Source organism: Actinomadura sp. 3N508, assembly GCF_044326375.1.
Classification (GTDB): domain Bacteria; phylum Actinomycetota; class Actinomycetes; order Streptosporangiales; family Streptosporangiaceae; genus Spirillospora.
Genome location: NZ_JBIRAX010000016.1, coordinates 18,594 through 42,675, shown reverse-complemented (window position 1 = coordinate 42,675; position 24,082 = coordinate 18,594). Strand labels below are relative to the sequence as shown.

Here is a 24,082-nt window from a genome sequence, read left to right as displayed (position 1 = left end):
ATCGCGGGGGCGCCGCCGTCGTAGGGCCGAAAGTCCCCCCGGCGGGTGCCCACCGGCCCTCCCGGGACGGGCCGATCGGCACGCCCGCGGCCACCCGTCGGCCCCTGGGCGGCCTGGACCTTCACCGGCGAGCGTGGAGGCGACACCCGGAGGGCGGCGAGATGGACGCACGGAGCACGCTCATGCGGCACGGTCACGACGTGCTCTTCGCCGTGACCGGCGGAGGTCTGGCGACCGGTGCCTTGGTGCGCTGGGCCGCAGGCGCGGACGCCGGTGACATCGTCTGGCTGACGGTGACGGTGCTCGCGCTCGGTCCGGCGGTGTGGTGGGTCGTGGAGGGCCTGCTGCACCGCAGGTTCGGCAGCGACGTGATCGCGGTGCTGGCGCTGGCCGGGACCCTGGCCGTCGGCGAGGCGTTCGCGGGCGCCGTGATCGCCGTGATGCTCAGCGGCGGCCGGCTGCTGGAGGAACGTGCGGGGCGCCGCGCCCGCCGCGACCTCGGTGCCCTGCTGTCGCTCGCGCCCCGCGTCGCGCATCGCCGGACCGCCGCCGGTCTGGACACCGTCGGCGTCGGCGAGGTCAGGCCCGGCGACCGGCTGCTGGTCCGGGCCGGGGAGACCGTGCCGGTGGACGGGCAGGTGGAGTCCGGGACCGCCGTCCTGGACGAATCCACGCTGACCGGGGAGCCGCTGCCGGTGGAGCGTCCCGCAGGGGACGCGGTCCGCGCCGGGACGGTCAACGGCGGCCGGCCGTTCGCGCTGCGCGCCACCAGCGACGCCCGCTCCAGCACCTACGCGGGGATCGTCCGGCTGGCGGAGGAGGCCGCCGCCGAGAACGCGCCGTTCGTGCGGCTCGCCGACCGGTACTCGGCGGTCTTCCTGCCGCTCACGCTGCTGCTGGCCGGGGCGGCATGGCTCGCCTCCGGGGATCCGGTGCGGGCCGTCGCGGTGCTGGTGGTCGCCACCCCGTGCCCGCTGATCATCGCGGCACCGATCGCCTTCGTCTCCGGCCTGTCGCGCTGCGCGCGACGCGGTGTCGTGGTGAAGGGCGGCGGCACGCTGGAACGCCTCGCCCGCGCCCGGGTGCTGCTGTTCGACAAGACCGGGACCATCACCACCGGACGGCCCGCGCTCACCGAGATCATCCCCGCCCGGCACGCGACCGCCGCGGACCCGCTGCTGCTCGCCGCCTCCCTCGACCAGGTCTCCCCGCACGTGCTGGCCTCGGCGATCGTGCGCGCCGCCACCGAACGCGGGCTGCGGCTCGCCGAGCCGTCCGACGTCACCGAGACCCCCGGCCAGGGCGTGCGCGGCACCGTGAACGGGCACCGGGTCAGCGTCGGCAAGGCGGCCTGGGCCGGGCACGCCGACGCCGCCTGGCTGGACCGGGTGCGGAGCCGCGCCGCCGCCCGCGGCGCGATCACCGTGTTCGCCGGTGTGGACGGGCAGATCGCGGCCGCGCTGCTGCTGCGCGACCGCCTCCGTCCCGACGCGCCCCGCACCTTCCGGCTGCTCCGCCACGCCGGCATCGCCCGGACGGTCATGGTGACCGGCGACCGCGCGGACGTCGCCGGCCCGATCGCCGAACTGGTCGGCGCCGACAGCGTCCACTCCGGGCTGACACCCGCCGGGAAGGTCGGCGTCGCCCGTGCCGAGAGCGCCCGCGCGGCGACCGTGATGGTCGGCGACGGCGTCAACGACGCGCCCGCATTGGCCGCCGCCGGAGTCGGCGTCGCGCTCGGCGCCCGCGGCGCCACCGCCTCGTCGGAGGCGGCCGACGTCGTGATCACCGTGGACCGGCTGGAGCGGCTGGCCGAGACCCTGGCCATCGCACGGCGCACCCGGACGGTGGCGCGGCAGAGCGTCCTGACGGGCATGGGCCTGTCCCTGGCCGCGATGGTCGCGGCCGCGTTCGGGCTGCTGGCCCCGGCGGCGGGCGCGCTGCTCCAGGAGGGCATCGACGTCGCCGCGATCCTGTCCGCGCTGCGCGTCCTCGGCCCGGGACGCGACCGCGCCCCGCGCCTGCGCGGCGACGAGGCCGAACTCGTCCGCCGGCTGGACGAGGAGCATCGCGCACTGTGGCCCCGGATCGAACGGCTGCCCGCCCTGGCGGACGCGATCACCGCCTCCCCCGGCCGGGAACGCGACGCGGCGATCGACACCCTCACAGGGTTCCTGACCGACCTCGCCACCCACGAACGCAAGGACGAACGGCTGCTCTACCCCGCCGTCGCGCGGGCACTGGGCGGCTGCGACCCGACCGGCCCCATGAGCCGCGGGCACACCGAGATCGCCGAGCTGGCGCGGCGCATCGGCGCGCTCGTCACGGAGCTCCGAGCGAACCCCGCGGCACCGGAGACGGCGGGTGACCTGCGGCGGACCGTCCAGGAGCTGTACGCCGTCCTCCGGCTGCACTTCGCCCAGGAGGAGGAGAACTACTTCGTCCTGGCCGACGTCCACGCCCCGGCCACGCACTGACAGCCCTGAAGGAGACACCGGTGACGCGGATCGTCGAGCAGGACCACACCGGCTCACCGGCGTCCGAGGGACGCGACCCGGGCCGGGGACGTGCCCGGACGTGGTTCGGGCGTGCCCTCGCGCTGCTGGTCGTCGCCGCGATCTTCGGCAAGGTGCTGCCCGGCTTGGTGGACCTGGAGAGGGTCACCGAGATCCTGCGGACGCGGGTGAGCGCCCTCGAGCTCCTCCTGCTGTCAGGACTAACGGTCTTGTCGGTGCTGCTGTCGGCCGTCGGTCTCAGCGCGGCGCTCCCGGGCCTGAAGATCGTTCCCGCCTCCGTCATGAACGTGGTGACCACCGCGCTGTCGTACGCCCTGCCGGGCGGCGGGGCCGCCGGGGCGGCGTTGAACGTCACGATGTGCCGCGAGCTCGGTTTCCGGGCGGGCCCGATCGCGCTGCAGGTGCTGGTGACCGGCCTGTGGAACGTCCTCACCCGCTTGACCCTGCCGCTGCTCGCACTGGGCCTGCTCGCGCTGGCGTCGGACGTGCCGCCGCAGGTGCGCGGCGCGGGGGTGCTGGGGCTGGGCCTGGCCGCCGTGCTGGTCGCGCTGGCGGGCGTCATGCTCTGGCACGATCGCGCGGCGTCGGCCATCGTGGCCGCCGGTGTCCGCGCGGCGCGTCCGGTCGCGCGGCTGCTGCACCGCAGGGTGGACGGTCATGCCGGTGATGTGGCGCGGTTCCAGGCCGGGGCGCGTGAGCTGATCCGCGCCCGGTGGCCGGCGCTGACGCTGTCGTCCGTGGGCTACCACGTGTGCGTGTTCGCGGTGCTGTACGCCTCGTTGCAGGCGGCGGGCGCGGCCCGGGTGGGGGTGCTGGAGGCGTTCGCCGTCTACACGGTCGCGCGGCAGGTGACCGTCATCCCGCTCACGCCCGGCAGCGCGGGTGTGCTCGACCTGGCGCTGATCGGCGGGCTGGACCTCACCGGGGCCGACCTGCCCGCGGTGACGGCGGGCGTGCTGCTGTTCCGGTTCTTCACCTACCTGCTCTACCTGCCGATGGGCGGGCTGCTGTGGCCGTGGTGGCGGTGGGGCCGCCCGGCGGACGCCGGGCGGCCGCGCGAGGAGGTGTTCCGGCACCCGATGGACGCCGTCCGGCTGGTGCTCGCCCTGGCCTCGCTGGCGGTGCTGGTCGCGGCGAGCCGGGGCGTGCCCGGCTGGGACGCCGACCTGTTCCGGCTGGTGAACGACCTGCCCGATGCGATCGAGCCGCCGATGTGGCTGCTGATGCAGGCCGGCTGGCTCGGAGCCGTCGCCATCGCCGCGCTGGGCGCCGTCCTCCTGCGCAGGTTCCGTCTGGCCGTCACGCTGTGCGGGGGCGGGACGCTCGCGTGGATCGCGGCCAAGGCCGTCAAGGACGTGTCCGGACGGCCGCGCCCCGCGGCGTTGCTGGACGGTGTGGCGCTCCGGGCGGACGCGACCCCTTGGGGCACGGGCTTCGTCGCCGGGCACACGGCGGTGGCCGCGGCACTGGTCACGGTGGCGGGCGCCTACCTTCCCCGCCCGTACCGGCGCGTCCTGTGGCTGGTGGTCGCCGCCGTCGGCGCGGCGCGGGTCTACGTGGGAGCGCATTTCCCGCTGGACGCGCTCGGCGGTGCGGCGTTGGGCTGGGCGGCGGGCGCGGCGGCCCTGCTCGTCGTCGGGACGCCGGGGCACCGGCCCCGGCTCGCGGCGGTCCGGGAGACGCTCGCCAGGCACGGGCTGACGGTGACGGACGTCCACCGCGTGCCGGGCGATCTGCGGCACGCGGTCCCGATCGCCGCGGACACCTCGGCCGGACGGCTCTTCGTCAAGGTGATCGGACGCGACCAGCGCGACGCCGACACGCTGCACCGGCTGGGCCGGCTGTGGCGGCGCAGACCGGGCGAGCCGCCGTTCGCCACCGCCAAGCAGCTGGCCGAGCACGAGGGCTATCTGCTGATGCGCGCCCGGCGGGCCGGTGCGCGGGTGCCGGCCGTCAGGTTCGTGACCGAGGTCGGCCCGGGCACCTGGGCCCTGGTCATGGATCACGTCGACGGGCGACCGCTGGACGGGCCCGGCGAGCCGACGCGGGACACGCTGGACGACCTGTGGCGGCAGGGTGCGGCTCTGCGCCGCGACCGCATCGCCCACCGCGACCTCACCCCGGAGAACGTCCTGGTCGACGGGCATGGACGGCCCTGGATCGTCGGCTGGGGACGGGCGGAGACCGATACGGCACCGGCACTGCTCGACGAGGACACGGCCCGGCTCCTCACCATGACCGCCTCAGCCACGACGCCCGCGCCGGCGGCGGCGCGTCGCATCATCGACCCAGAGCACGAGCCTTCTGGGCCACTTCGCAAGCGACGGTTCCGCCCGCGCCTCCTCCCTAGACCCCGCCTCGGCCTGTTCCCGGTGGGGACGCCCGCCACGGCGCGGCATCCGTCCGACATGATCCGGGTCGTCGCCGGGCTCGGTCTGTGCCTCTCCCTCGCCCTCTTCGCCGCGGACGGTTTGCTGCTGGGCCCGGAGGCCGGCGTGTTCCGCCTGGTCAACGGCTTGCCGGGCTGGCTGTTCCGGCCGGTCCACGTCGTGATGCAGACGGGCGCGCTCGGCGCCGTCGCGGTGACCGCCGCGGCGGCGCTGGCCGTCCGCCGGGTCCGGCTGGCCGCCGACCTGGCTCTGGGCGGTTCGCTGGCCTGGCTGCTGGCCAAGCTGGTCAAGGACCTCGCCGACCGCGGACGGCCCGGTGCGCTGCTGTCGGAGGTCGTCCTGCGCGGCGCGCACGAGGGCGGGCTCGGATTCGTGTCCGGCCACGCCGCCGTGTCCGCCGCCCTGGCCACCGTCGCCTCGGCGCACGTCCGCCGCCCGGTCCGGTGGGTCCTGTGGACGGTCGCGATCGCCGTGCCGGTGAGCCGCGTCTACGTCGGCGCCCATTTCCCGCTCGACGTCGTCGCCGGGACGGCGCTCGGCTGGGCGGTCGGCGGCGCGGTCCACCTCGCACGCGGCACGCCGAACCACGTCCCGGCACCGGAACAGGTCGCCGCGGGACTCGCCCGCTGCGGCCTGACCGGCCCGGAGGTCGCTCCGCTCAAGGCCGACGCCCGCGGCTCGGTGCCCTTCACCGCTGTCACCGCCGACGGGCGCGCGGTCTTCGTCAAGGCGCTCGGCCGCGACCAGCGCGACGCGGACCTGCTGTTCAAGGCCGCCCGGTTCCTGCTCTACCGCGAGATCGAGGACGAGACACCGATGGCGACACCCAAGCGGCAGGTGGAGCACGAGGCGTACATGCTCCTGCGCGCGGCCGCCGCCGGCGCCCGCGTCCCCGCCGTCATCGGCGTGGCGCCCGCCGGTCCCGGCACCTGGATCCTCGCCGAGGAGGCGATCGAGACCGGCGGCCGTGCCCTCCCTGCGCCCGATGACGCCTGCCTCCGGCAGCTGTGGTCGGAGGTCGCGAAACTCCGCGCGGCGCGGATCGCCCATCGCGACCTGCGGCTGGCGAACGTCCTGGTGGACACCGGCGGGCGTCCCGTGCTCGTCGACTTCGGCTTCGCCGAGGACGCCGCCCGCGACGGACGGCTGGCGCAGGACGTGGCCGAACTCCTCGTCTCCACCGCACTGGTCACCGGGCCGCGGCGGGCCGTCCAGGCCGCGGTCGACGTGCTCGGGCTGCCCGCCGCCGAGGCCGCCGTGCCCTACCTGCAACCGCTCGCCCTCGCGGGATCCACCCGGACGGCGCTCCGGGACCACCCCCTCCTCCTGGACGAACTCCGCCGGGAGCTGACCGGTGCGGGCGCCACCGGCATCGCGCCCCGGCCGCTGTCACGGATCCCGTCCCGGCCCTGGTCCCTGCTGCTGCTCGTCGCCGCCGGATACGCCACCTACCATGCGCTCATCGGCATCACGGGCCTGCGCTCCCCCGTGCCGGTGCTCGCGGACGTCCACCTCCGATGGCTCCTGCTGGCCGCCCTGCTGGTCGCGGCCTCCTACGCGGGCGCCGCCCTCTCCTTGATGGGCGCCTCCCTGCGAGACCTGGCCTTCGGACGAACCTGCCTGCACCAGGCCGCCGCGTCCTACCTCTCCCGCCAGCATCCGACCGGCCGGGGCGGCGGCGCCGTCCTCGGCGTCTATCTCCGCGACCACGGGGCCGGACCGCACGAGGCCGCCACGACCATCGCACTCACCCGGCTGACCGGCGCGCTCGTCCACCTCACCGCCCTGTCTCTCGCGCTGGCCTCCGCCACTGCGCAAGGTTGGGGATCACCGCACGCGCCCGGCTGGGCCGAGCCGCTGATCCTGATCGTCGCCGTGGTCGCATCGCTCGGCACGGTCCTGGTGTGGCGCCGCCGGGCCGAACTCCTCCCGCCCCTGCGGGCCGCCGCGGCCGGTCTGCCCCAGCGACTGCGCCGTCCCAGGCGCCTCATCGCGCTGCTCGCGGGCAGCTCCGCGGTCACCACCTGCTCGGTGCTCGCCTTCCTGGCCGTCTGCCATGCCATGAACGCGCCGATCTCCCCCGCCGTCCTGGCGGCCGTCTACCTGCTGCTGATCCCCTTGAGGCTGCTCGGCCCCCTTCCGGGTGGCGTGGGGATCGTTGAACCTGTCCTCGTGCTGGCGCTGGTGACCTTCGGGACCGGGCCGACCGAGGCCGTCGTGACCGTCCTCGTCTACAGGGTCCTCAGCTTCTGGCTGCCGATCCTTCCCGGCGCCCTCGCCCTGCGCTCCCCGGCCGGGACCGGGCGGCGGTTCAGTCGCCGGTGAGGTCGCGGTGCTCGAAGAGCAGGCACCCGGCGGCGGCCAGCACGATCGCCGCGACGGTCATGACGAGCGCGGCGGCGAGCTCGAACGGTTCCGCCGGGACGGCCGCCAGGTGGTGGAACGGGGACACGGCCAGCACGAGGTCCGGCCAGTCCAGCGCGGGCCCGATCGTCTCGATCAGGTAAGCGGTGACGGCCCCGCGGCCGCCGACGCCGGGACGGTCAGCCGCGGCCGCGCGCCGAGCAGGACCACCGCCAGGCCCGTGGCCAGGGCTGCGACCGGCAGCGGGGGTGGCGGCGAGCGTGCCCGCCAATCCCACGCCCGCGCCCGTCACCGGGCCAGTGCCTGGAACACGGCCTCCTTCAGCGGATCCAGGCCGGACGTCGGCTCGTCCAGCAGCAGCACGTCGGGCCTGATCATCAGCGCGGCGATCAGGGCGAGCTTCTGGCGGTTCCTCCTGGAGTAGGAGCGGGCGCGCTTCCCGGGGTCGAACCGCAGCCGTTCGATCAGCTCGTCCCGGAACGGCACGTCGACGCTGCCGGACAGACGCCCGAGGTAGGTCAGCGTCTCCAGCCCGGTCAGCTCCGGCCAGAGCGCGACGTCACCGGCGACGTAGCCCACATGCCGGTGGGCCCATCCGACGTCCCCTACGGGCACGTCCATGATCCAGGCCCGGCCGGCCGTCGGCCTGGCGAGGCCGAGCAAGAGCCTGATCGTCGTTGACTTTCCCGCTCCGTTCGGCCCCAGAAAGCCGAAGATCTCCCCGCGGGCGACCTCTAGGTCCAGCCCGTCGACCGCCCCCGAAGCGCTTCGTCAGGCCCTCGGTCCGTATCGCCACGCGACCACAGCGCACCTCCTCCACCTTCCGCCATCGACGCTAGGCCGCTGATCAGCGCCTGCCAGCGGTCGAAGGTCCCTGAATCCCCCGCCGGCCGGCACGGCGCGAACCCCGGGACGTTGGTGGGCCGGCTGCCGGGACGTAGGTCCCTACTGGTGCCGCGAGCGACGGGAGAGTCTTGGAGTGACCAGAAGGCCCACGGGAGGAACCGTCATGGGCACGCACGTCACCCGGCAGGACGCGTCCGCACACCTCGCCACGTCGCTCAAGGGCGATGGTGCCGGTCCGCCACGCATGCTGATCACCGGCGAGCTGGACATGGCCTCGGCCCCCGCGTTCACCGCCCGCCTGGCCCGGGTGATCGGCGACCGGGGCCCGGACGTCGTCGTCGACGTCTCCTCCCTGACCTTCTGCGACGCGCGAGGGCTGGCGGCGTTCGTCGCCGCGGACGAGCTGGCCCACCGCCGCGGCGGCGCCGTCACGCTGGCCGGGATCCGGCCGCAGCTGGCGAAGATCCTGCGGATCACCGGCCTCGACCAGCGGTTCATGCGCGACCAAGCGTCAACCCGCGGCGGCGGGCCCGCATCCGCGCAGGGGGGCGAGCGGTGAAACGGATGAACGCGCTGGACGCGGGGATGTTCTTCGCCGAGAACGACACCAGGCCGCTCCAGATCGGGATCGTGACCGTGTTCGAGGGCCCGGCGCCCGAGTTCCCGGATCTGGTGCGGGAGATCTTCGCCCGGCTCCGGCTCGCGCCGCGCTGCCGGCAGCGCGTCCGGACCGTTCCACTCCACCTCGCCCACCCCGTCTGGGTGGACGATCAGCGCTTCACGATCAGCGATCACGTCCTCCATGCGACCGCTCCGGCCCCCGGCGGACCCGCTGAGCTGCACGAACTGGCGGGACACATCCTCGGCCGGCGGCTGGAGCTGTCCCGGTCCCCGTGGGAGGTGTGGCTGGTCGACGGCCTGGAGGACGGCCGCTGGGCGTTGATCTTCAAGGTGCACCACTGCATGGTCGACGGGCTGGCGGGCATCGACCTGCTCGCCGTGCTGCTGGACCCCGAGCCCGGCTGGTCCCCGGCCGATCCGCACGCATGGACGCCCGAGCCCGAACCGCCCGCGTGGTCCCTCATACGCGATGGGATCGCGGACGAGCTGAAGGGATTCGGGCGGCAGGCGTCCCAGCTGTTCCTGCCCGCGCTGCGGGATTCGGCCGCCGTCGCGGGCGCGCTGCCGGGGTACGCGGCGCGGCTATGGGGAACCGGTGCGCCGAGACTCAACGGTCCGACCGGTCCGGCCCGCCGATGGTCGCGGGTCGGCGTCGGGATGGACGAGGTGGACCAGATCCGGGGCGCGTTCGGCGGGTCGGTCAACGACGTCGCGCTGGCCGCGGCGGCGTCCGGGTTTCGGGATCTGCTGGCCGCGCGCGGCATGCTCATGGAGGATTCGGTCGTGCGTGCCGTGGTCCCGGTGTCCGTGCGGCCGGACGGCGAGCGCGGCGTGCTGTCGAACCGCGTGTCGGCGGTCCTGGTCGACCTGCCGTGCGGCGAGGCCGACCCGCTGCGCCGGTTCCGGCTGGTCCGGGAGCAGATGGACGCCTGGAAGGCCGGCGGGCAGGCCGCCGGTCCCGACGCCTTCGTCAACCTCCTCGGCGGCGTCCCCGGTGTCCTCGCCGTGGCCGCTCACACGGCCTTGCGGTTGCGGCAGCCGCTGGTCCACACGATCGTCACCAACGTCCCCGGTCCGCCGCTCCCCCTGTACGTGATGGGGCGCAGGATGCTGGAACTGGCCCCCTACATCCCGATCGCCGTCGGCCTGCGGATCTCGATCGGCGTCGTCTCCTACGACGGCGGCCTGTCGTTCGGGGTCACCGCCGACCACGACGCCGTCCCCGACCTGGGGACGCTGTGCGTGGGCATCCGCGACGGCATCGACGAACTCCTCAAGGAGACGGCGCGCGTCCCGGCCTGAGCCGGGCGACCGACCTCGTCCTGCTGGAAGGACCGAACGTCCTTGCCCGGAAGGGACCTTCGCGCGTACCGGAACGGCCCGCCCTGGCGCGAGCCTGGAGGTGGAGGCCCCTACCGGAGAAGGTGAGCGTGATGCGCAAGAAGGTCCTGGTCCTCGGCGGGAACTTCGGCGGGCTGACCGCGGCGATCAGCGTCAAGAACGCCCTGGACGGCGACGTGGACGTCACCGTGGTGTCGGCGTCCGACCGGTTCCTGTTCAACCCCTCGCTCATCTGGGTGCCGTTCGGCAAGCGCACCGGAGACGACATCACCTTCCCGCTCGCGCCGACCTTCGAGACGCACGGCATCGAGTTCGTCCACGCCGAGGCCAAGGCGATCGCACCCCTCGCCAAGCGGGTCAAGACGACCGCGGGGACCTACGCCTACGACTACCTGGTCATCGCCACCGGCTACCGCAACGACATGGCCGTGCTGCCCGGTCTGGAACCGGCCAACGGCGTCCACACCATCACCACGCTGCCCGATGCCGAGCAGGCGGGCGAGGGCTGGCGCCGGTTCCTGGACGACCCCGGCCCGATCGTGATCGGCGCCGTCCAGGGCACCGGCTGCTTCGGCGCGGCGTACGAGTTCCTGTTCAACACCGCCTACCAGCTCAGGAAGGGCGGGCTGAACAGGCGGGTGCCGCTGACCTACGTGACCGCCGAACCGTTCCTCGGCCACTTCGGCATCGGCGGCCTCCCCGGTGGGGAACGCCTCCTCAAGCTGTTCTGCAAGAAAGAGGGCATCCGGGCCATCACCGGCACGGCACTGGCCGAAGCCTCCCCCGGAAAACTCCTGCTCGACGACGGCGGCGCCCTCGACTTCACCTACTCGGTGATCATCCCGCCGTTCCTCGGCCAGCAGGTCATCGCCGCCACGCCAGGGCTCGCGGACGCCAAGGGCTTCGTCCCCGTGCACGACACCTACCAGGCGATCACCTACCCGAACATCTACGCCGTCGGCGTCGCCGCCGCCGTGACCGTCCCGTGGACGACGGCCATCCCGGTCGGCGTCCCCAAGACCGGCTTCCCCACCGAGGTCCAGGCGCGCGTGGCGGCCGCCAACATCGCCGCCCGGATCCGCGGCGAGGAGCAGACGCGCCACAAGAGCTTCGGCGACATCCCCGCCGTGTGCGTCATGGACGCCGGCAACAACGGCGTGATGATCCTCGCCGACCGCATGCTCCCACCGCGCAAGGCGGGCGTGCTGATCCCCGGCCCCCAGGCGCACGTGGCCAAGCTCGCCTTCGAGAGGTACTTCCTGTGGAAGGCCCGCAACGGCCACGTCCGCCTCCCCTGACCCAACCGACTGATCGGCTTCGAACACGAGGAGGCGAGACCGATGACCACCCGGCACCGGCCACCCGATCACGAGAAGCGGCCCGCGCAGGCGCCTCGGCCGGCGCGGATGACCATCCCGATCGGCGTCGGCCGCGAGGCGCGCGAAGGCTATGAGGTGACCGCGCCCGCCCGGCTGCTGCGCACCTGGCGGCTGCTGTCGGCCATGAACGCGGAACTGCACGCCGACGACGCCGACGAGGCGGGAGCCCACCGGGCCGCCATGATGTTCAACGTCCTGCTGGACGAAGTGGCCCGGTCGGTCTCCGCGCCGCTGGCCGCCGAGATGCGCGCGCTGTTCCCGCCGCTCGACGAACACTGCGGCGTCGCGGGCGCCCGTACGGCCTGCGCAGCCGCTCTCGGCTGGCTGGACGGCCTCATGACCTCCATGCTGCTGCGCTTCGCCCAGCAGGGCCAACGCCCGGCCGAACGGGCCCGGCCTGTGCGCTCCCGTTAGCGGAGGCGGCGCAGGTAGGGGTCCCACGACCTGCGGGGCGCGACACGGACGCGGGCGTCGACGGCAACCACCCCGTCCGGGCGGACGATGGTGGGGTTGAGGTCGAGCTCGGCGATCTCGGGATGGTCGGCGACCAGCCTGGACAGGCGCAGCAGCGTGTCGTGCAGCGCTTCGACGTCGCCGGCCGCGCGGGCGGGATGGCCCAGCAGGAGGGCGGACAGGCGAGGCTCGCGGATCAGGTCGTCGGCCTCCTGGGGGGTGAGCGGGGCCAGGCGGGCGGCGCGATCGGCCAGCGCGTCGGTGTCGATGCCACCGGCACCGAAGACGACCACGGGGCCGAACACCTCTTCCTGGACGGCGCCGCACAGCACCTCGACGCCCTCGTCCGCCATGGCCTGGACGACCACGCCTTCGAGGTCGCCGCCGAACCGGCCGGCCAGCCACCGGAAGGCGCCGCGAACGTCCTTGTCACCGTGCAGGTCGAGTTGCAGGGCGCCCGCCGCGGTCTTGTGCACGACCCCGGGCACGTGCGCCTTCAACGCCACCGGGCCGCCCAGCTCCCGGGCCGCCGCAGCAGCCTCGTCCTCCGACCGGGCCCAGCGCCAGGGCGCCAGCGGCAACCCGTAGGACTCCAGTAGCCGGAAGGTGTCGATGGGCGGCAGCCATCCGCCGTCCGGGGAGGCTTCGAGGAACCCGGCGGTGATGCCCGCCGCCTCGTCCGGCCGCAGTCCCGGGAGCGTCGGCGGCGTGCCGGGCGGGACGCCGAGCCGCCGGGCGTGCGACCACGCGTGCGCGAACGCGCGGACCGCGTTCTCCGGGTAGGCGTAGCACGGGACGCCGTCATCGGTGATCGTGACGGTCTCCGCCTGGCCCAGCACCACACCCGCCAGCGGCTTGCCGCCGCCGGCGAGCGCCTCTCGCAGGTCGCCGAGCGCCGTCGGCGCCACCAGCGCGAGAACGGCGTCGATCGATTCGTCTTCGGCGACGACATCGAGCGCGCGGCGGAACGTCTCGGCGGACACGGCGGCCGTAGTGTCGACGGGGTTGGCGACCGCCGCGCACACCGGAAGCAGGTCGGCGAGGCGGCGCTGCGTGGCCGGCCCCAGGACGGGGACGGCGAGCCCGGCATCGGCGCAGGCGTCGGCGGCCAGGACCCCGCCGCCGCCCGCGTTGGACACCACCGCCACCCGCGGCCCGTCCGGCAGCGGCTGGGTCGCCAGCAGCGCGGCGGCGTCGACCAGCTCCCCCAGGTCGTCGGTGGCCACGATCCCGGCCTGCGCGAACAGCGCCCGCCGAGTGATCTCCGGGGTCGCGGCTGCCGCCGTGTGCGACGCGGCCGCCCGGGTGCCGGGCAGCGACCGGCCCGCCAGCACGGTGAGCAGCGGCATCCGCGCGGCGACCCGGCGGGCCGTCCGCGCGAACTTGCGCGGGTTGCCGAACGACTCCACATGCAGGATTCCGAGCCGGGTCGTCTCGTCCGACTCCCACCACATGAGCATGTCGTTGGCGCTGACGTCGTATTTGTCGCCGACGGAGGCGAAGGTGGAGACGCCGATGCCGAGGCGGGACAGCCGCTCGGTCAGGGCGATCCCGACGCCGCCGGACTGCACCACCACGCCCGCGGCCCCGGCCAGGGGGCGGTGGGCGCCGAACGTCGCGTCCAGCCCGATCGCGGTGTTGGCGATTCCCAGGCAGTTCGGTCCGACCAGCCGCATGCCATGCTCGCGGCAGATCGCCAGGAGATCGCGTCCCTGGGCGGCGGAGAGCCCGGAGCTGATCACCACGAGGGCGGACGCCCCGGACCGCCCGCAGGCGGCGGCCACGCCCGGCACCGACCCCGCGGGCACGGTGATGACCGCCAGGTCGGGCGGCTCTGGGAGGTCGGCGAGTGCGGCCACGCACGGCACCCCGTGCAGATCGGCGCCCGCCGAATGTGGGTTGACCGCGTAGACGGTTCCCTTGAACCCGCCGTCGACGATGTTGTGCAGGATCTCGGCGCCGACCGTCCCCCGGCGGCGGGACGCGCCGACGACCACGACCGTCCGGGGCTGCAGCAGCCGCTGCAGGCTGGCCACGTCCGCGCGGCGTTCCCGCTCGGCCACCGCGTCGAGGTAGCGCTCGTCGGAGACGAGCGGAAGGGTCAGCTCCACCACGCCCCCGGAGGCCTCGCGGCGGGCCGGCATCCCCGCGTCGGCGAAGACCCGCAGCATCGGGGTGTTCTCGGCCAGGGTGTCCGCGCGGAACGCCACCACCCCGTTGGCGCGGGCCAGCGACCCGAGATGCTCCAGCAGCAACGTCCCGACGCCCCGGTGATGCATCCGGTCGGCCACCGCCATCGCGACCTCGGCCTCCCCGGGCACGCCGGTCGGCTCGTACTCGGCCACCCCGACCAGGTCACCGCCCAGCCATGCGCCGAGGGCCGCGTGATCGTCGCCGTCGGAGCGGCAGATCCGGTCGGCCACCTGTCCCGCCATCGCCTGGTTGAGGCCGAAGAACCGCAGGTACAGGCTCTGCTCGCTCAGGCCGCGGTGCAGGTCGCACACCGCGTCCCGATCCGCCGCGTCCAGCCGCTTGATCTCGACCTGCGTTCCATCGGTCAGCAGCGCGAACACCCGCGCGCTCATGAGGTCCTGTGCCATACCTCCAGCGTCGGACGGGAGCAGCCCGCGGATCATCGTCCCAAGGTCACCGGCCGGGGGGACCTTCGTCCCTGACGTCCCCCGCCTCACCGGGAGCGTGGACGACCGCCACCGGGCAGGGCGCGTGGTGGACCAGGGCGTGACTGACCGACCCGAGCAGCAGGCCCCGGAAGCCGCCCAGCCCTCGCGAGCCGACGACGAGCAGACGCGCCTCACCCGCCGCGTCGAGCAGGACATCCCTCGGAGACCCGGCCACGACCTCGGTCCGCACGTCCACCCCGGGATGGCGTTCGCGCAGCGGAATCATCAGCCGCGCAATAGCGGTCTCGGCCGCCTCGCGCAGGCCCGCCTCGTCCACCAGCGGCGGCAGGTCCTTCGCGGGCACCGGATCCCAGGCGACCACCGCGCTCAACGACAGCCCACGCGCGTCGGCCTCGGCGAAGCCCATCGCCAACGCCGCCCGCGAGGCCGCTGAACCGTCCACGCCGACGACGACACGCCCAGGCCCCGGCTCCTCCAGGTGGGGGTCCGGGGCGCCGCGGACGATGATGACCGGGCACGCGGCGTGCGCGGCCACCTGCGCACCGACCGAACCGAGCACCAGCCCGACGAATCCGCCGAGACCGCGCGGGCCCAGCACGATCAGATCCGCGCTCTCACCCGCCTCGATCAGGCTCCCGGGCGCAGGCCAGCGCCGGAGCACCGCCCGCACCGTCAGGTCGGGCGACACCTTCCGGACATGCTCCAGGGCGTCGTTCAGGGCGTCCTCCGCGATCCTCTTCACGTCGAGGACGGGCACGGCCATCGGGCCGCCGCGGTAGGCGCCCCATGCGTGCAGCACCGTCAGCGGCAAGCCGCGGGCCTGAGCCTCCTCAGCTGCCCAGTCCAAGGCCTGGACACTGCCCTCAGAGCCGTCATAGCCGACGACGACACCCGTGATCGACTCGGTGTTCATGCCCACTCCCCCTCGCGTCTCCGTCGTTCGGACACCTTCAGGCTGACCGGCGGAGACCGTCCCGGTGGAGGGGCTTCGGTCCACGGGACGAGGGACCATCGGCCCTCCTGGGCAGGTCACCGAGCCGGACCGCCGAGGAGCTCCGGCCGCGGCGACGCCGGGCCGTACGGCGCCGTGGCGCGGGACGTAGGTCCCTAGGGGCGGTGCACGCGCAAGGCCGACGCTGATTGCGCTGATCATTTCGCAAGAGGAGGCCGACGTTGCCTGACACAGCGCCGAACGAAGTCGACATTCAGGTCACCACCATCCAGGACGTCCCGCAGGAGGACGTCCAGCGCGCCCGGGACGTCGTCGCCCGCGTGCTGGCGCACGCCCCGCGCCCGGTCCTGCACGCCAAGATCACTCTCAATGTCCTCCAGGACCCCGCCGTGCCGCGGCCGAACCTGGTCTCGCTGCGGGTGGACCTCAACGGCGTCCCGGTCAACGCCTACGCCTCCGGCACCTCGATGCCCGAGGCCATCAGCACGGCGGGCACCCGGCTGCGCGCCCGGGTGGAGCACTTGACCCGGTCCTGGGACACGCGCCGCAAGGCACGCCGCGACACCGCGGCGACCGCCTGACCCGCTGTCCCACCCCCCGCGCCGGAAGAGCCCGCAGGGGCCGGACGGCGCAGGTCACGGGACGAAGGTCCCTACGCGCCGGAGCCGCACCCGGCAGACGCTGGAATCGGCACCGCAGCCGCCAGCCGGGCGGCGCGCCGACCCGGAAGGAGCTTCGCGATGGCGAGGCAGCTCTCCACCGGTTCCCCCGTCCTGGCCCTGGAACACCGTGTCGCGGTGCTGGAAAGGCAGGTCGCCGCGCTCACCGAAGCGACCCGCCTGCTGGCCTCCGCCCTGGAGGGCACTCCCCTGGACGCGCCGGACGACGGCGCCGCACCGGTAGCGCGGTGAGCGCACGAACTGCTCGTGCTACCGCCCGTGACGCACGCGAACCCGCACTGACACCCGGGAAGGAACGACATGTCCACGCAACGAACGACCATCCTCGTCGGAGCCGACGGTTCCGCACCATCCGACCACGCCATCACCTGGGCCGCCGACGAAGCCGCCCGCACCGGGAAATCCCTGCGCATCCTCCACATCGTGGAGACCACCACCCTGGACATCCCAGGGCACACCACCGACGGCATCTCCGAGGCCCTCGCCGAGCAGGGCGATCAGGTCCTGCGGAACGGCAGCGCCCTCGCCCTGCGGTGGCAGCCGGACCTCACCATCGAGACCATGCTCATCCACCAGCGCAGCGTGCAGGCCGGGCTGCGGCAGTACGCCGACGAGGCCACGGCGGTGGTGGTCGGCCATCGCGGCAGGGACGGCTTCACCGGGCTGCTGCTCGGTTCCACCAGCCTGCGCCTGGCCGGGCACTGCCCCGGACCGGTGATCGTGGTCCGCGAGCAGGCCGACGCCACCGCGGACGAGGTCGTGGTCGGCCTGGACCTGTCCGAGGATCCCGCGCCGGCACTCGACCACGCCTTCGCCGCCGCCGACGTCCGCGGAGCCCCGCTGCGCGCGCTGCACGCCTGGCGTCCCTCGCCCCTGGCCATCGAGACACGGGTGGAGTCGCGGATCGTCAACGACATCCTCCGCACCCGCCTGACCTCCACCCTGGCCCCCTGGCGGGACCGGCACCCGGACGTCAAGGTCACCGAGGACATCGTGATCGACCACCCGGTCGACGCGCTGGCCACCGCCTCCGCGCACGCCGCGCTGGTCGTCGTCGGCTCGCGGGGCCGGTCCATCCCGCTCGGATCGGTGAGCCACGGCCTGATCCACCACGCCCGCTGCCCGGTCGCCGTCGTCCGCCCCTACGAGTGACGAGCAAGGCCGCGCCGCGACAGGGCGACGCCGCTTGAGGAGAAGGAGACGCTGATGAGCGCGCAACCGGCCCGCCGGAGGCTGGGGCTGTGGATGGCCACCGCCCTGGTGGTGGGCAACATGATCGGATCGGGCGTGTTCCTGCTGCCCAGCTCGCTGGCCGCCTACGGGCCGATCAGCCTGGTCGCGTGGGGGTTCACCGCGGCCGGGGCGATCCTGCTGGCACTGGTCTTCGCCCGCCTCGCCCGCGCCTACCCGCGCACCGGCGGACCGTACGCCTACGCACGCAAGGCGTTCGGCGACTTCGTCGGGTTCCAGACCGCGTGGGGCTACTGGATCGCGGTCTGGGCCGGGAACGCCGCCATCGCGGTCGCATTCGTCGGATACCTGGCGCACTTCTGGCCCGAGCTGGCCGACAACAAGGCGTTGGCGGCAGGGGTCGGGCTGGCGGCGATCTGGCTGCTGACCGCCGTCAACTCCTACGGGATCCGGCAGGGTGGCGCCGTCCAGGTCGCCACCACCATCATCAAACTGGTCCCGTTGCTGCTGATCGCGGTCGGCGGGCTGTTCTTCATCGAGTCCGGCAACTTCGGCGAGTTCAACGCCAGCGGCGAGGGCGCGTTCGGCGCGGTGACCGGCGCGGCCGCGCTGACGCTGTGGGCGTTCATCGGGCTGGAGTCGGCGACCGTCCCCGCCGAGGACGTGCAGAACCCGGAGAAGACCATCCCGCGCGCCACCGTCGCCGGGACGGCCGTCACCGCGCTGATCTACATCCTCGGCACCGTCGCGGTCCTGGGCCTGGTGCCCGCCGCCGCGCTGGCGACCTCGACCGCGCCGTTCGCCGACGCCGCCGACGCCGCGTTCGGCGGCTGGGCCGCCGACCTGGTCGCGGCCGGTGCCGCGATCAGCGCGTTCGGCGCGCTCAACGGCTGGATCCTGCTGCAGGGCCAGATCCCCTACGCCGCCGCCCGCGACGGCCTGTTCCCCCGCGTGTTCGCCCGCACGGGACGCGGCGGCACCCCGATCGTCGGGCTGGTGGTCTCCAGCGTCCTGGTCACCGGGCTGATGGCGATGAACTACAACGCGAGCCTGGTCGACCAGTTCACCTTCATCATCCTGCTGGCCACCCTCACCACCGTCATCCCCTACGCCTACGCGGCCGCCGCCCAGCTGGTGCTGCTGGCCACCGACCGCGCCGCGTTCTCCGGCCGGCGCCTCGCCGGTTCCGCCGTCATCGCGCTGCTGGCGTTCGGGTACTCGGTGTGGGCGATCGCCGGGTCCGGCTACGAGGTCGTCTACAAGGGCACCCTGCTCATCTTCGCCGGGATGCCCGTCTACGCCTGGCTGAAGTACCGCGACCAGCGCGGCCCCGTCCAGGCCGTCCAGGAGCCCCCGGCCGGCGAACCCGAACCGCCCGCCCAAGCCGCCTGAAAGGACCACCTGTGTTCACCGTCTCCTCCGAGGTCGGGCGGCTGCGGCAGGTGCTGCTGCACCGCCCCGACCTGGAACTGCTCCGCCTCACCCCGGCCAACAAGGACGACCTGCTGTTCGACGAGGTGCTGTGGGCCAAGCGCGCCCGCCAGGAGCACGACGTGTTCGCCGACACCCTGCGCGAACGCGGCGTCCAGGTGCACTACCTCGCCGACCTGCTCGCCGAGACCCTCAAACTCGACGACGCCCGCGCCCGGATCCTCGACCACACCGCGTCGGAGACCGCGCTTGGGCCGACGCTGGCCGCGCCCGTCCGGGCCGCGCTAGAGGATTTCGACCCCGCAACGCTCGCCCGCCATCTGATCGGCGGGATCACCAAGGCAGAGCTCGGCCTGGCGGCGCACAGCCTGCTGCTGTCGTCCCTGGACGACGGCGACTTCGTGCTGCCACCGCTGCCCAACCACCTATTCACCCGCGACCCGTCCGCGTGGATCGGCCGCGGGATCACCCTGCACCCGATGGCCAAACCGGCGCGGCGCCGCGAGACCGTCCATCTGGACGCCATCTACAGGCACCACCCGCTGTTCACCGCTCAGGACATCCCCGTCTGGTACCCGGGAGCCGACTTCGCGCTTCCCAGCATCGAGGGCGGCGACATTCACGTCCTGGCCGAAGGGCTGGTCTTGGTCGGCATGAGCGAGCGCACCACTGCGCAGGCCGTCGAGCTGCTCGCCCAGCGGCTGTTCACCGCCGGCACGGTACGGCGTGTCATCGCCGCCCAACTGCCCCGGCGCCGCGCCTTCATGCACCTGGACACCGTCCTGACGATGGTCGACCACGACACCTTCACCGTCTACCCCGAACTGCCGCCACTGCGCTCCTACACCCTCACCCCGGGACACGACGGCGAGATCCGCGTGCACGAGAACGAGGCGCTGTTCCCCGCGATCGCCCGCGCCCTCGGCCTGCCCCGCGTCCACGTCCTGTCGGCCGAGCAGGACGTCCGCGCCGCCGAACGCGAGCAATGGGACGACGGCAACAACGTCCTGGCCGTCGAACCCGGCGTCGTCATCGCCTACGAGCGCAACGTCACCACCAACACCATGCTCCGCCACCACGGCATCGAGGTCATCACCATCCCCGGCGGCGAGCTCGGCCGCGGCCGCGGCGGTCCCCGCTGCATGACCTGCCCGCTCCAGCGCGACGAGGCGACCCCATGAAGGACCTGCTGCGCATCGCCGACCTGACCGCGGACGACCTGACCGTGCTGCTGGAGCTGGCGGCCCGCGTCGAGGAGAATCCCGCCTTCGCGCACGACCTCCTCAGCCACCGCATCGTGCCGATGTACTTCGCCAAGCCCTCCACCCGGACGCGCCTGTCGACCGCAGCCGCGGTGGCCCGCCTCGGCGGTACGCCCGTCACCGTCGGCCCGGACGAGCTGCAGCTGCGCCGCGGCGAGACCATCGCCGACACGGCCCGCGTGATGGGCTCCTACGCCGCGGCCATCGTGATCCGGACCTTCGCCGACACCGACGTGCAGGAGCTCGCCTCGGCGGCGCCGATCCCGGTCGTCAACGCGCTGACCGACGGGCACCATCCGCTCCAGGCCGTCGCCGACCTGCTCACCGTCGAGGAACGCTTCGGGACCCTGCGCGGCCACCGCATCGCCTATGTCGGCGACGGCGGCAACGTCGCCCGCAGCCTGATGGAGGCGGCGGCGCTCGCCGGCATGGACGTCGCCGTCGCGACGCCGCCCGGATACGAACCCCCGGACGAGGCCATCCGCTTCACCGCCACCGAAGCGGACCGCAACGGCGGCGGCTTCACTCTCACCACCGACCCCGCCGAGGCGGTCAAGAACGCCGGCGTCGTCTACACCGACGTCTGGCTGTCCATGGGCGACCCGAAGGAAGAACAGGCACGACGCCGGAAAGCGCTCGCGCCCTATCAGGTGGACGAGCAACTGATGACCTGCGCCCGCCGTGACGCCGTCTTCATGCACTGCCTGCCCGCGCACCGGGGCGAGGAGGTCACGGCCCGCGTCATCGACGGCGGCCGCTCGCTGGCCTTCCGGCAGGCCGCCAACCGGCTGACCGCCGCCCAGGCCGTCCTGTACGCCCTGCTCACAGACCGCTTGAGAGGGCGCCGATGAGGATCGTCGCAGCCCTGGGAGGTAACGCGCTGCTGCGCCGGGGCGAGCCGCTGGAGGCGTCCGTCCAAATCGGCCACGTGCGTGAGGCGGTCCGCGGCCTGGCCGCCGCAGCGACCGGCAACGAGCTGGTCATCACGCACGGCAACGGGCCCCAGGTAGGGCTGCTGGCCGTGGAGAGCGCGTCCGACCCGGCGCTCTCCACGCCTTACCCGCTGGACGCCCTCGGCGCCCAGACGCAGGGCATGATCGGATACTGGCTGGCCCGGGAACTGCGCCGGGCCCTGCCCGGCCGGGAGGTCGTCGCCGTCCTGACCGAGACGATCGTCGCTCCGGACGACCCGGCGTTCGCGAACCCGACCAAGTTCGTCGGACGTGCCTACCCGGCCCCCGAGGCCGCCCGGATGCGGGCCGAACACGGATGGGCGCTGCGCCGCGACGGGTCCGCCTGGCGCCGGGTCGTCCCGTCCCCTGAACCTCGCGACATCGTCGAACTCGCGACGATCACCCGGCTCGTCGACGACGGCTGCATGGTCATCGCCGCCGGGGGCGGCGGCGTGCCGGTCGGCCCGGACCATCAGGGCGTCGAGGCCGTGGTGGACAAGGACCTGACGGCTGCGCTGCTCGCGGCCCGCCTCAAGGCCGACACGCTGCTGCTCCTCACCGACGTCCCGGCCGTCATGCGTGACCATGGCACCGTGAACGCCAGTCCCATCGCGGAGATCACGCCACACCGGCTGCGGGACCTGGACCTGCCGGACGGGTCCATGGGCCCCAAGGCCGAGGCGGCCTGCCGCTTCGCCGAGCAGCGCCGCGGCGCCGTCGCGGTCATCGGCTCGCTCACCGACGTCCCCGCGCTCCTGTCCGGCACCGCGGGCACGCGAATCGAGGCCCCATGAGCACCGACCTGGAAACACTCGACCGAGCCACCTGCCTGGCGCTGCTCCGCGGTGTCCAGGTCGGCCGCATCGCCTGGGCCGAGGACGACGGAACCGTCAGCGTCCTGCCGGTCAACTTCATCCTGGACGGGGAAACGCTCGTCTTCGCCACCGCCCCCGGAGCCAAACTCGACGCCGTCCGCAGCGGCCGCCTGCTCACCTTCGAGGCGGACGACTTCGAGCCCGCCCTCCGGACCGCCTGGAGCGTCCTGGCCACCGGCCGACCGGAGATCGTCACCGATCCCGGCGAGGTGGAGCGCCTCCGGACGCTGCCCCTCATCACGTGGATCACCTGGCCCGACGCGTCCTTCGTTCGGCTGAGCCCCCGCAGCATCACCGGACGCCGGATCCCCTTGCATCCAGGCGGCGTCACCACGGAACGCATCGAACCCACGGACGAACCCACCTGACACCCTGACGTCCTGCCGGCCAGCAGTTCCCGGACCTACCTCGCCGGGGCATCCGCCGCCAGCCGGCTCCGGGTCGCCTCAAGCCGCTCTACGACCAGCTCGCCGAAGCGGCGCGTCAGCTCGTAGCCGAGCGACGGGTCTACGGCGCACAGCGTCCGGAGCAGCCGGCCGTCAACCTCGATCGCCCGGACCGGCGTGGCCGCCACGCCGCCGAACCTCCACCGGTGCGGGCGGAACAGCCACGACCAGCCCACCACCGAGCCCGGCCCCAGCGTCTCGATGACGACCCGCCCGTCGCCGGGCATGTCCAGGTCGACGGCCACCGTCCCCTCCCGGAGGAGCCAGAACCGCTCGGCAGGGGTGCCCTGCTCGAAGAGGCGGCGCCCCGCGGGGACGCTGGTGAACCGTGCCGCCGACGCCAGCCTGCCGAGATCGGCGGTCCTCATGCCGCTCAGAAACGGCTCGTGCGCGAGATCGGCCGCCATCACCATGCTCACTCGACTCACCCTCCCTCCGGCTTCTCAGACCGGGCGCCCACCACCGCAAGGGTGGCGTCCTCCGCCGCCGGAGTCAGGCGGCCTGGGCCTCGCTCTCCAGCCGCACGTCGATGCGCGGCGGATCGACGATCGAGTTGTGGACCGTGCAGCCCATGACGGCCGCCAGGAGTCCGCCGGTGTCCGCATCCGACAACCGGAGAGCAGGACGCACCCGCAGCTCGACCCTGGACACCCGGGCAGGCGCGCCCGCGCTCATGGTGAAGCCCGCAGTGACCTCCAGCCCGTCCGCGGGCAGGTGGCGCCGTACCAGGTACTGCCGCGCGTAATGCGCGGCGCAGGCCGCCAGGGACGCCACGAACAGCTCGACCGGTGTCGGACCGGCGTTCAGGCCACCCGCCGTGTACGGCTGGTCAACATGGATCACGTGATCCCGGACGAGCACGGCGAAGGCGTGGCCCTCGCGGTGTACGACCCTCATCTCGTTCATCGGTCCACCTCCCTTTCAAATCGGTTCCTGGCCTACCTTCAGTGTCGATCGCTCCGTTTCCGCAGGTAAGAGCCGAAAGTCCTGGGTACGGAGGAGGGACGTCACCACACCTGGGGACGCCTAAGGACGCCTACCTGCGTAGGCGTCCCTTGGTGTTCGGGATCTACTTGAGGACGGGCAGGCGCTTGACCAGGCGGGTGTCGCCCCACCAGCGGCCAAGGCCCAGGGTGTCGCCCGCGCTGACCAGGGCCAGGCCGATGAGCACGATCGCGTAGATCAGGTGGTCGTCCATGAAGGGGTTGTTCTCCGGAGGCAGGACCGCGGTCCACATCATCACCAGCAGGGCCGCGCCGGCCACGGCGGCGATCCGCAGGCCGATGCCCAGGATCAGCGCGGCGCCGATCGCGCCCAGGCCCAGCATGAACAGCCAGTCGGCCCAGGCCGCTCCGGCGATGTCGTGGTAGAGACCGGCGAACGGACCCTGCGGGGCGTTCTTCAGGAAGCCCTCGGTAGGGCTACCGCCATCGACCCACGCCTTGGCGGCGGGGGTCTCGTGGCCGAGCCCGAACATCTTGTCCAGGAACGCCCACCCGAACACCCAGCCCAGCGCCACCCGGGCGATCGCCCAGACATAGCGGGCGGCGGGCGACTCGGTCAGCGGCTTGGGGGTCACCACCTGGATCAGGGTGCTGCGCCCGGTACGGGCCTTGTGCTCAGAGAGCGCCATCGCCTCTCACCTTCCATCACATCGTCGTTCGCTTCACCTCCGAGTCAACTCCGTCGCTGACCTGCGCTGCAGGTCCGTTCGGTGCACCGATGGGGGGACCAACGTCC

Annotated in this window: 21 protein-coding genes; 14 read left to right on the top strand and 7 right to left on the bottom strand. The window is 73.6% G+C overall.

Features of this window, described 5'->3' with window-relative positions; genetic code table 11:
- The first annotated feature begins 161 nt into the window (after positions 1-161).
- Together ACH34S_RS38120 and ACH34S_RS38115 are read left to right on the top strand one after the other, a co-directional pair.
- A complete protein-coding gene (locus tag ACH34S_RS38120) occupies positions 162-2,477 on the top strand; it encodes a heavy metal translocating P-type ATPase (RefSeq protein ID WP_395957778.1) in 2,316 nt (771 codons plus the stop codon).
- Positions 2,478-2,497: 20 nt separating this feature from the next.
- A complete protein-coding gene (locus tag ACH34S_RS38115; RefSeq protein ID WP_395957777.1) occupies positions 2,498-7,231 on the top strand; it encodes a lysylphosphatidylglycerol synthase domain-containing protein in 4,734 nt (1,577 codons plus the stop codon).
- On the opposite strand, the gene ACH34S_RS38110 is transcribed toward ACH34S_RS38115, so the two are convergent.
- Complete coding sequence (locus ACH34S_RS38110) at positions 7,218-7,562, bottom strand: hypothetical protein (RefSeq protein WP_395957776.1); 345 nt, start codon at positions 7,560-7,562, stop codon at positions 7,218-7,220. The two genes, ACH34S_RS38115 and ACH34S_RS38110, sit on opposite strands and share 14 nt — an antisense overlap.
- A complete protein-coding gene (locus ACH34S_RS38105) occupies positions 7,559-8,014 on the bottom strand; it encodes an ATP-binding cassette domain-containing protein (RefSeq protein WP_395957885.1) in 456 nt (151 codons plus the stop codon). Before ACH34S_RS38105 ends, ACH34S_RS38110 begins: the two co-directional genes overlap by 4 nt.
- 265 nt (positions 8,015-8,279) lie before the next feature.
- On the opposite strand from ACH34S_RS38105, the gene ACH34S_RS38100 reads away from it, so the two are divergent.
- The 4 genes from ACH34S_RS38100 (at position 8,280) to ACH34S_RS38085 (ending at position 11,871) form a co-directional block, all read left to right on the top strand.
- The gene (locus ACH34S_RS38100) at positions 8,280-8,675 is read left to right on the top strand and encodes an STAS domain-containing protein (protein WP_395957775.1); all 396 of its coding nucleotides are present in this window, start codon (positions 8,280-8,282) and stop codon (positions 8,673-8,675) included.
- 5 nt (positions 8,676-8,680) lie between these two features.
- Positions 8,681-10,039, top strand: coding sequence for a wax ester/triacylglycerol synthase family O-acyltransferase (locus ACH34S_RS38095; RefSeq protein WP_395957884.1), 1,359 nt, complete (start codon positions 8,681-8,683; stop codon positions 10,037-10,039).
- A gap of 131 nt (positions 10,040-10,170) precedes the next feature.
- Positions 10,171-11,376, top strand: coding sequence for an NAD(P)/FAD-dependent oxidoreductase (locus tag ACH34S_RS38090; RefSeq protein ID WP_395957774.1), 1,206 nt, complete (start codon positions 10,171-10,173; stop codon positions 11,374-11,376).
- Between the two features lie 42 nt (positions 11,377-11,418).
- The gene (locus ACH34S_RS38085; protein WP_395957773.1) at positions 11,419-11,871 is read left to right on the top strand and encodes a hypothetical protein; all 453 of its coding nucleotides are present in this window, start codon (positions 11,419-11,421) and stop codon (positions 11,869-11,871) included.
- Here ACH34S_RS38085 and ACH34S_RS38080 read toward each other — a convergent pair.
- On the bottom strand, positions 11,868-14,510 hold the full coding sequence (locus ACH34S_RS38080) for a GNAT family N-acetyltransferase (RefSeq protein WP_395957772.1): 2,643 nt from the start codon (positions 14,508-14,510) through the stop codon (positions 11,868-11,870). The genes ACH34S_RS38085 and ACH34S_RS38080 overlap by 4 nt on opposite strands.
- 46 nt (positions 14,511-14,556) lie before the next feature.
- A complete protein-coding gene (locus ACH34S_RS38075; RefSeq protein ID WP_395957771.1) occupies positions 14,557-15,465 on the bottom strand; it encodes a universal stress protein in 909 nt (302 codons plus the stop codon).
- Positions 15,466-15,725: 260 nt separating this feature from the next.
- On the opposite strand from ACH34S_RS38075, the gene ACH34S_RS38070 reads away from it, so the two are divergent.
- From ACH34S_RS38070 to ACH34S_RS38035, 8 genes are all read left to right on the top strand, one after another.
- Positions 15,726-16,085 (top strand): hypothetical protein, encoded by a 360-nt coding sequence (locus ACH34S_RS38070; RefSeq protein ID WP_395957770.1) that lies wholly within the window; start codon positions 15,726-15,728, stop codon positions 16,083-16,085.
- A gap of 159 nt (positions 16,086-16,244) precedes the next feature.
- Positions 16,245-16,415 carry a hypothetical protein gene (locus tag ACH34S_RS38065; protein WP_395957769.1) on the top strand — a complete coding sequence of 57 codons (171 nt, stop codon included), beginning with the start codon at positions 16,245-16,247 and terminating at the stop codon, positions 16,413-16,415.
- Positions 16,416-16,484: 69 nt separating this feature from the next.
- Complete coding sequence (locus ACH34S_RS38060) at positions 16,485-17,336, top strand: universal stress protein (RefSeq protein WP_395957768.1); 852 nt, start codon at positions 16,485-16,487, stop codon at positions 17,334-17,336.
- A 54-nt stretch (positions 17,337-17,390) separates the two neighbouring features.
- Entirely contained in the window at positions 17,391-18,767 is a 1,377-nt protein-coding gene (locus ACH34S_RS38055) for an amino acid permease (RefSeq protein ID WP_395957767.1), read from the top strand.
- 11 nt (positions 18,768-18,778) lie between these two features.
- Positions 18,779-19,987, top strand: coding sequence for an arginine deiminase (locus ACH34S_RS38050; protein ID WP_395957766.1), 1,209 nt, complete (start codon positions 18,779-18,781; stop codon positions 19,985-19,987).
- Positions 19,984-20,919 carry an ornithine carbamoyltransferase gene (argF, locus tag ACH34S_RS38045; protein ID WP_395957765.1) on the top strand — a complete coding sequence of 312 codons (936 nt, stop codon included), beginning with the start codon at positions 19,984-19,986 and terminating at the stop codon, positions 20,917-20,919. The genes ACH34S_RS38050 and argF overlap by 4 nt, the downstream gene beginning before the upstream one ends.
- Positions 20,916-21,815 (top strand): carbamate kinase, encoded by a 900-nt coding sequence (locus ACH34S_RS38040; protein WP_395957764.1) that lies wholly within the window; start codon positions 20,916-20,918, stop codon positions 21,813-21,815. The genes argF and ACH34S_RS38040 overlap by 4 nt, the downstream gene beginning before the upstream one ends.
- Complete coding sequence (locus ACH34S_RS38035; RefSeq protein ID WP_395957763.1) at positions 21,812-22,264, top strand: pyridoxamine 5'-phosphate oxidase family protein; 453 nt, start codon at positions 21,812-21,814, stop codon at positions 22,262-22,264. The genes ACH34S_RS38040 and ACH34S_RS38035 overlap by 4 nt, the downstream gene beginning before the upstream one ends.
- Positions 22,265-22,299: 35 nt before the next feature.
- On the opposite strand, the gene ACH34S_RS38030 is transcribed toward ACH34S_RS38035, so the two are convergent.
- From ACH34S_RS38030 to ACH34S_RS38020, 3 genes are all read right to left on the bottom strand, one after another.
- Positions 22,300-22,755, bottom strand: a complete 456-nt coding sequence (locus ACH34S_RS38030; RefSeq protein WP_395957883.1) for a cyclic nucleotide-binding domain-containing protein — start codon at positions 22,753-22,755, stop codon at positions 22,300-22,302.
- Between the two features lie 79 nt (positions 22,756-22,834).
- Positions 22,835-23,248 (bottom strand): OsmC family protein, encoded by a 414-nt coding sequence (locus tag ACH34S_RS38025; protein WP_395957762.1) that lies wholly within the window; start codon positions 23,246-23,248, stop codon positions 22,835-22,837.
- 163 nt (positions 23,249-23,411) lie between these two features.
- Positions 23,412-23,975: a hypothetical protein gene (locus ACH34S_RS38020; RefSeq protein WP_395957761.1), complete on the bottom strand. Its 564-nt coding sequence runs from the start codon at positions 23,973-23,975 to the stop codon at positions 23,412-23,414.
- Positions 23,976-24,082: the final 107 nt, after the last annotated feature.

Excerpts from the sequence above, each read along its gene's own strand:
- ACH34S_RS38120 (WP_395957778.1), top strand. The coding sequence starts at position 162 with ATGGACGCACGGAGCACGCTCATGCGGCACGGTCACGACGTGCTCTTC.
- ACH34S_RS38100 (WP_395957775.1), top strand. The coding sequence starts at position 8,280 with ATGGGCACGCACGTCACCCGGCAGGACGCGTCCGCACACCTCGCCACG.
- ACH34S_RS38095 (WP_395957884.1), top strand. The coding sequence starts at position 8,681 with ATGAACGCGCTGGACGCGGGGATGTTCTTCGCCGAGAACGACACCAGG.
- ACH34S_RS38090 (WP_395957774.1), top strand. The coding sequence starts at position 10,171 with ATGCGCAAGAAGGTCCTGGTCCTCGGCGGGAACTTCGGCGGGCTGACC.
- ACH34S_RS38085 (WP_395957773.1), top strand. The coding sequence starts at position 11,419 with ATGACCACCCGGCACCGGCCACCCGATCACGAGAAGCGGCCCGCGCAG.
- ACH34S_RS38080 (WP_395957772.1), bottom strand. The coding sequence starts at position 14,510 with ATGGCACAGGACCTCATGAGCGCGCGGGTGTTCGCGCTGCTGACCGAT.
- ACH34S_RS38075 (WP_395957771.1), bottom strand. The coding sequence starts at position 15,465 with ATGAACACCGAGTCGATCACGGGTGTCGTCGTCGGCTATGACGGCTCT.
- ACH34S_RS38065 (WP_395957769.1), top strand. The coding sequence starts at position 16,245 with ATGGCGAGGCAGCTCTCCACCGGTTCCCCCGTCCTGGCCCTGGAACAC.
- ACH34S_RS38060 (WP_395957768.1), top strand. The coding sequence starts at position 16,485 with ATGTCCACGCAACGAACGACCATCCTCGTCGGAGCCGACGGTTCCGCA.
- ACH34S_RS38055 (WP_395957767.1), top strand. The coding sequence starts at position 17,391 with ATGAGCGCGCAACCGGCCCGCCGGAGGCTGGGGCTGTGGATGGCCACC.
- argF (WP_395957765.1), top strand. The coding sequence starts at position 19,984 with ATGAAGGACCTGCTGCGCATCGCCGACCTGACCGCGGACGACCTGACC.
- ACH34S_RS38040 (WP_395957764.1), top strand. The coding sequence starts at position 20,916 with ATGAGGATCGTCGCAGCCCTGGGAGGTAACGCGCTGCTGCGCCGGGGC.
- ACH34S_RS38035 (WP_395957763.1), top strand. The coding sequence starts at position 21,812 with ATGAGCACCGACCTGGAAACACTCGACCGAGCCACCTGCCTGGCGCTG.
- ACH34S_RS38030 (WP_395957883.1), bottom strand. The coding sequence starts at position 22,755 with ATGGTGATGGCGGCCGATCTCGCGCACGAGCCGTTTCTGAGCGGCATG.
- ACH34S_RS38025 (WP_395957762.1), bottom strand. The coding sequence starts at position 23,248 with ATGAACGAGATGAGGGTCGTACACCGCGAGGGCCACGCCTTCGCCGTG.
- ACH34S_RS38020 (WP_395957761.1), bottom strand. The coding sequence starts at position 23,975 with ATGGCGCTCTCTGAGCACAAGGCCCGTACCGGGCGCAGCACCCTGATC.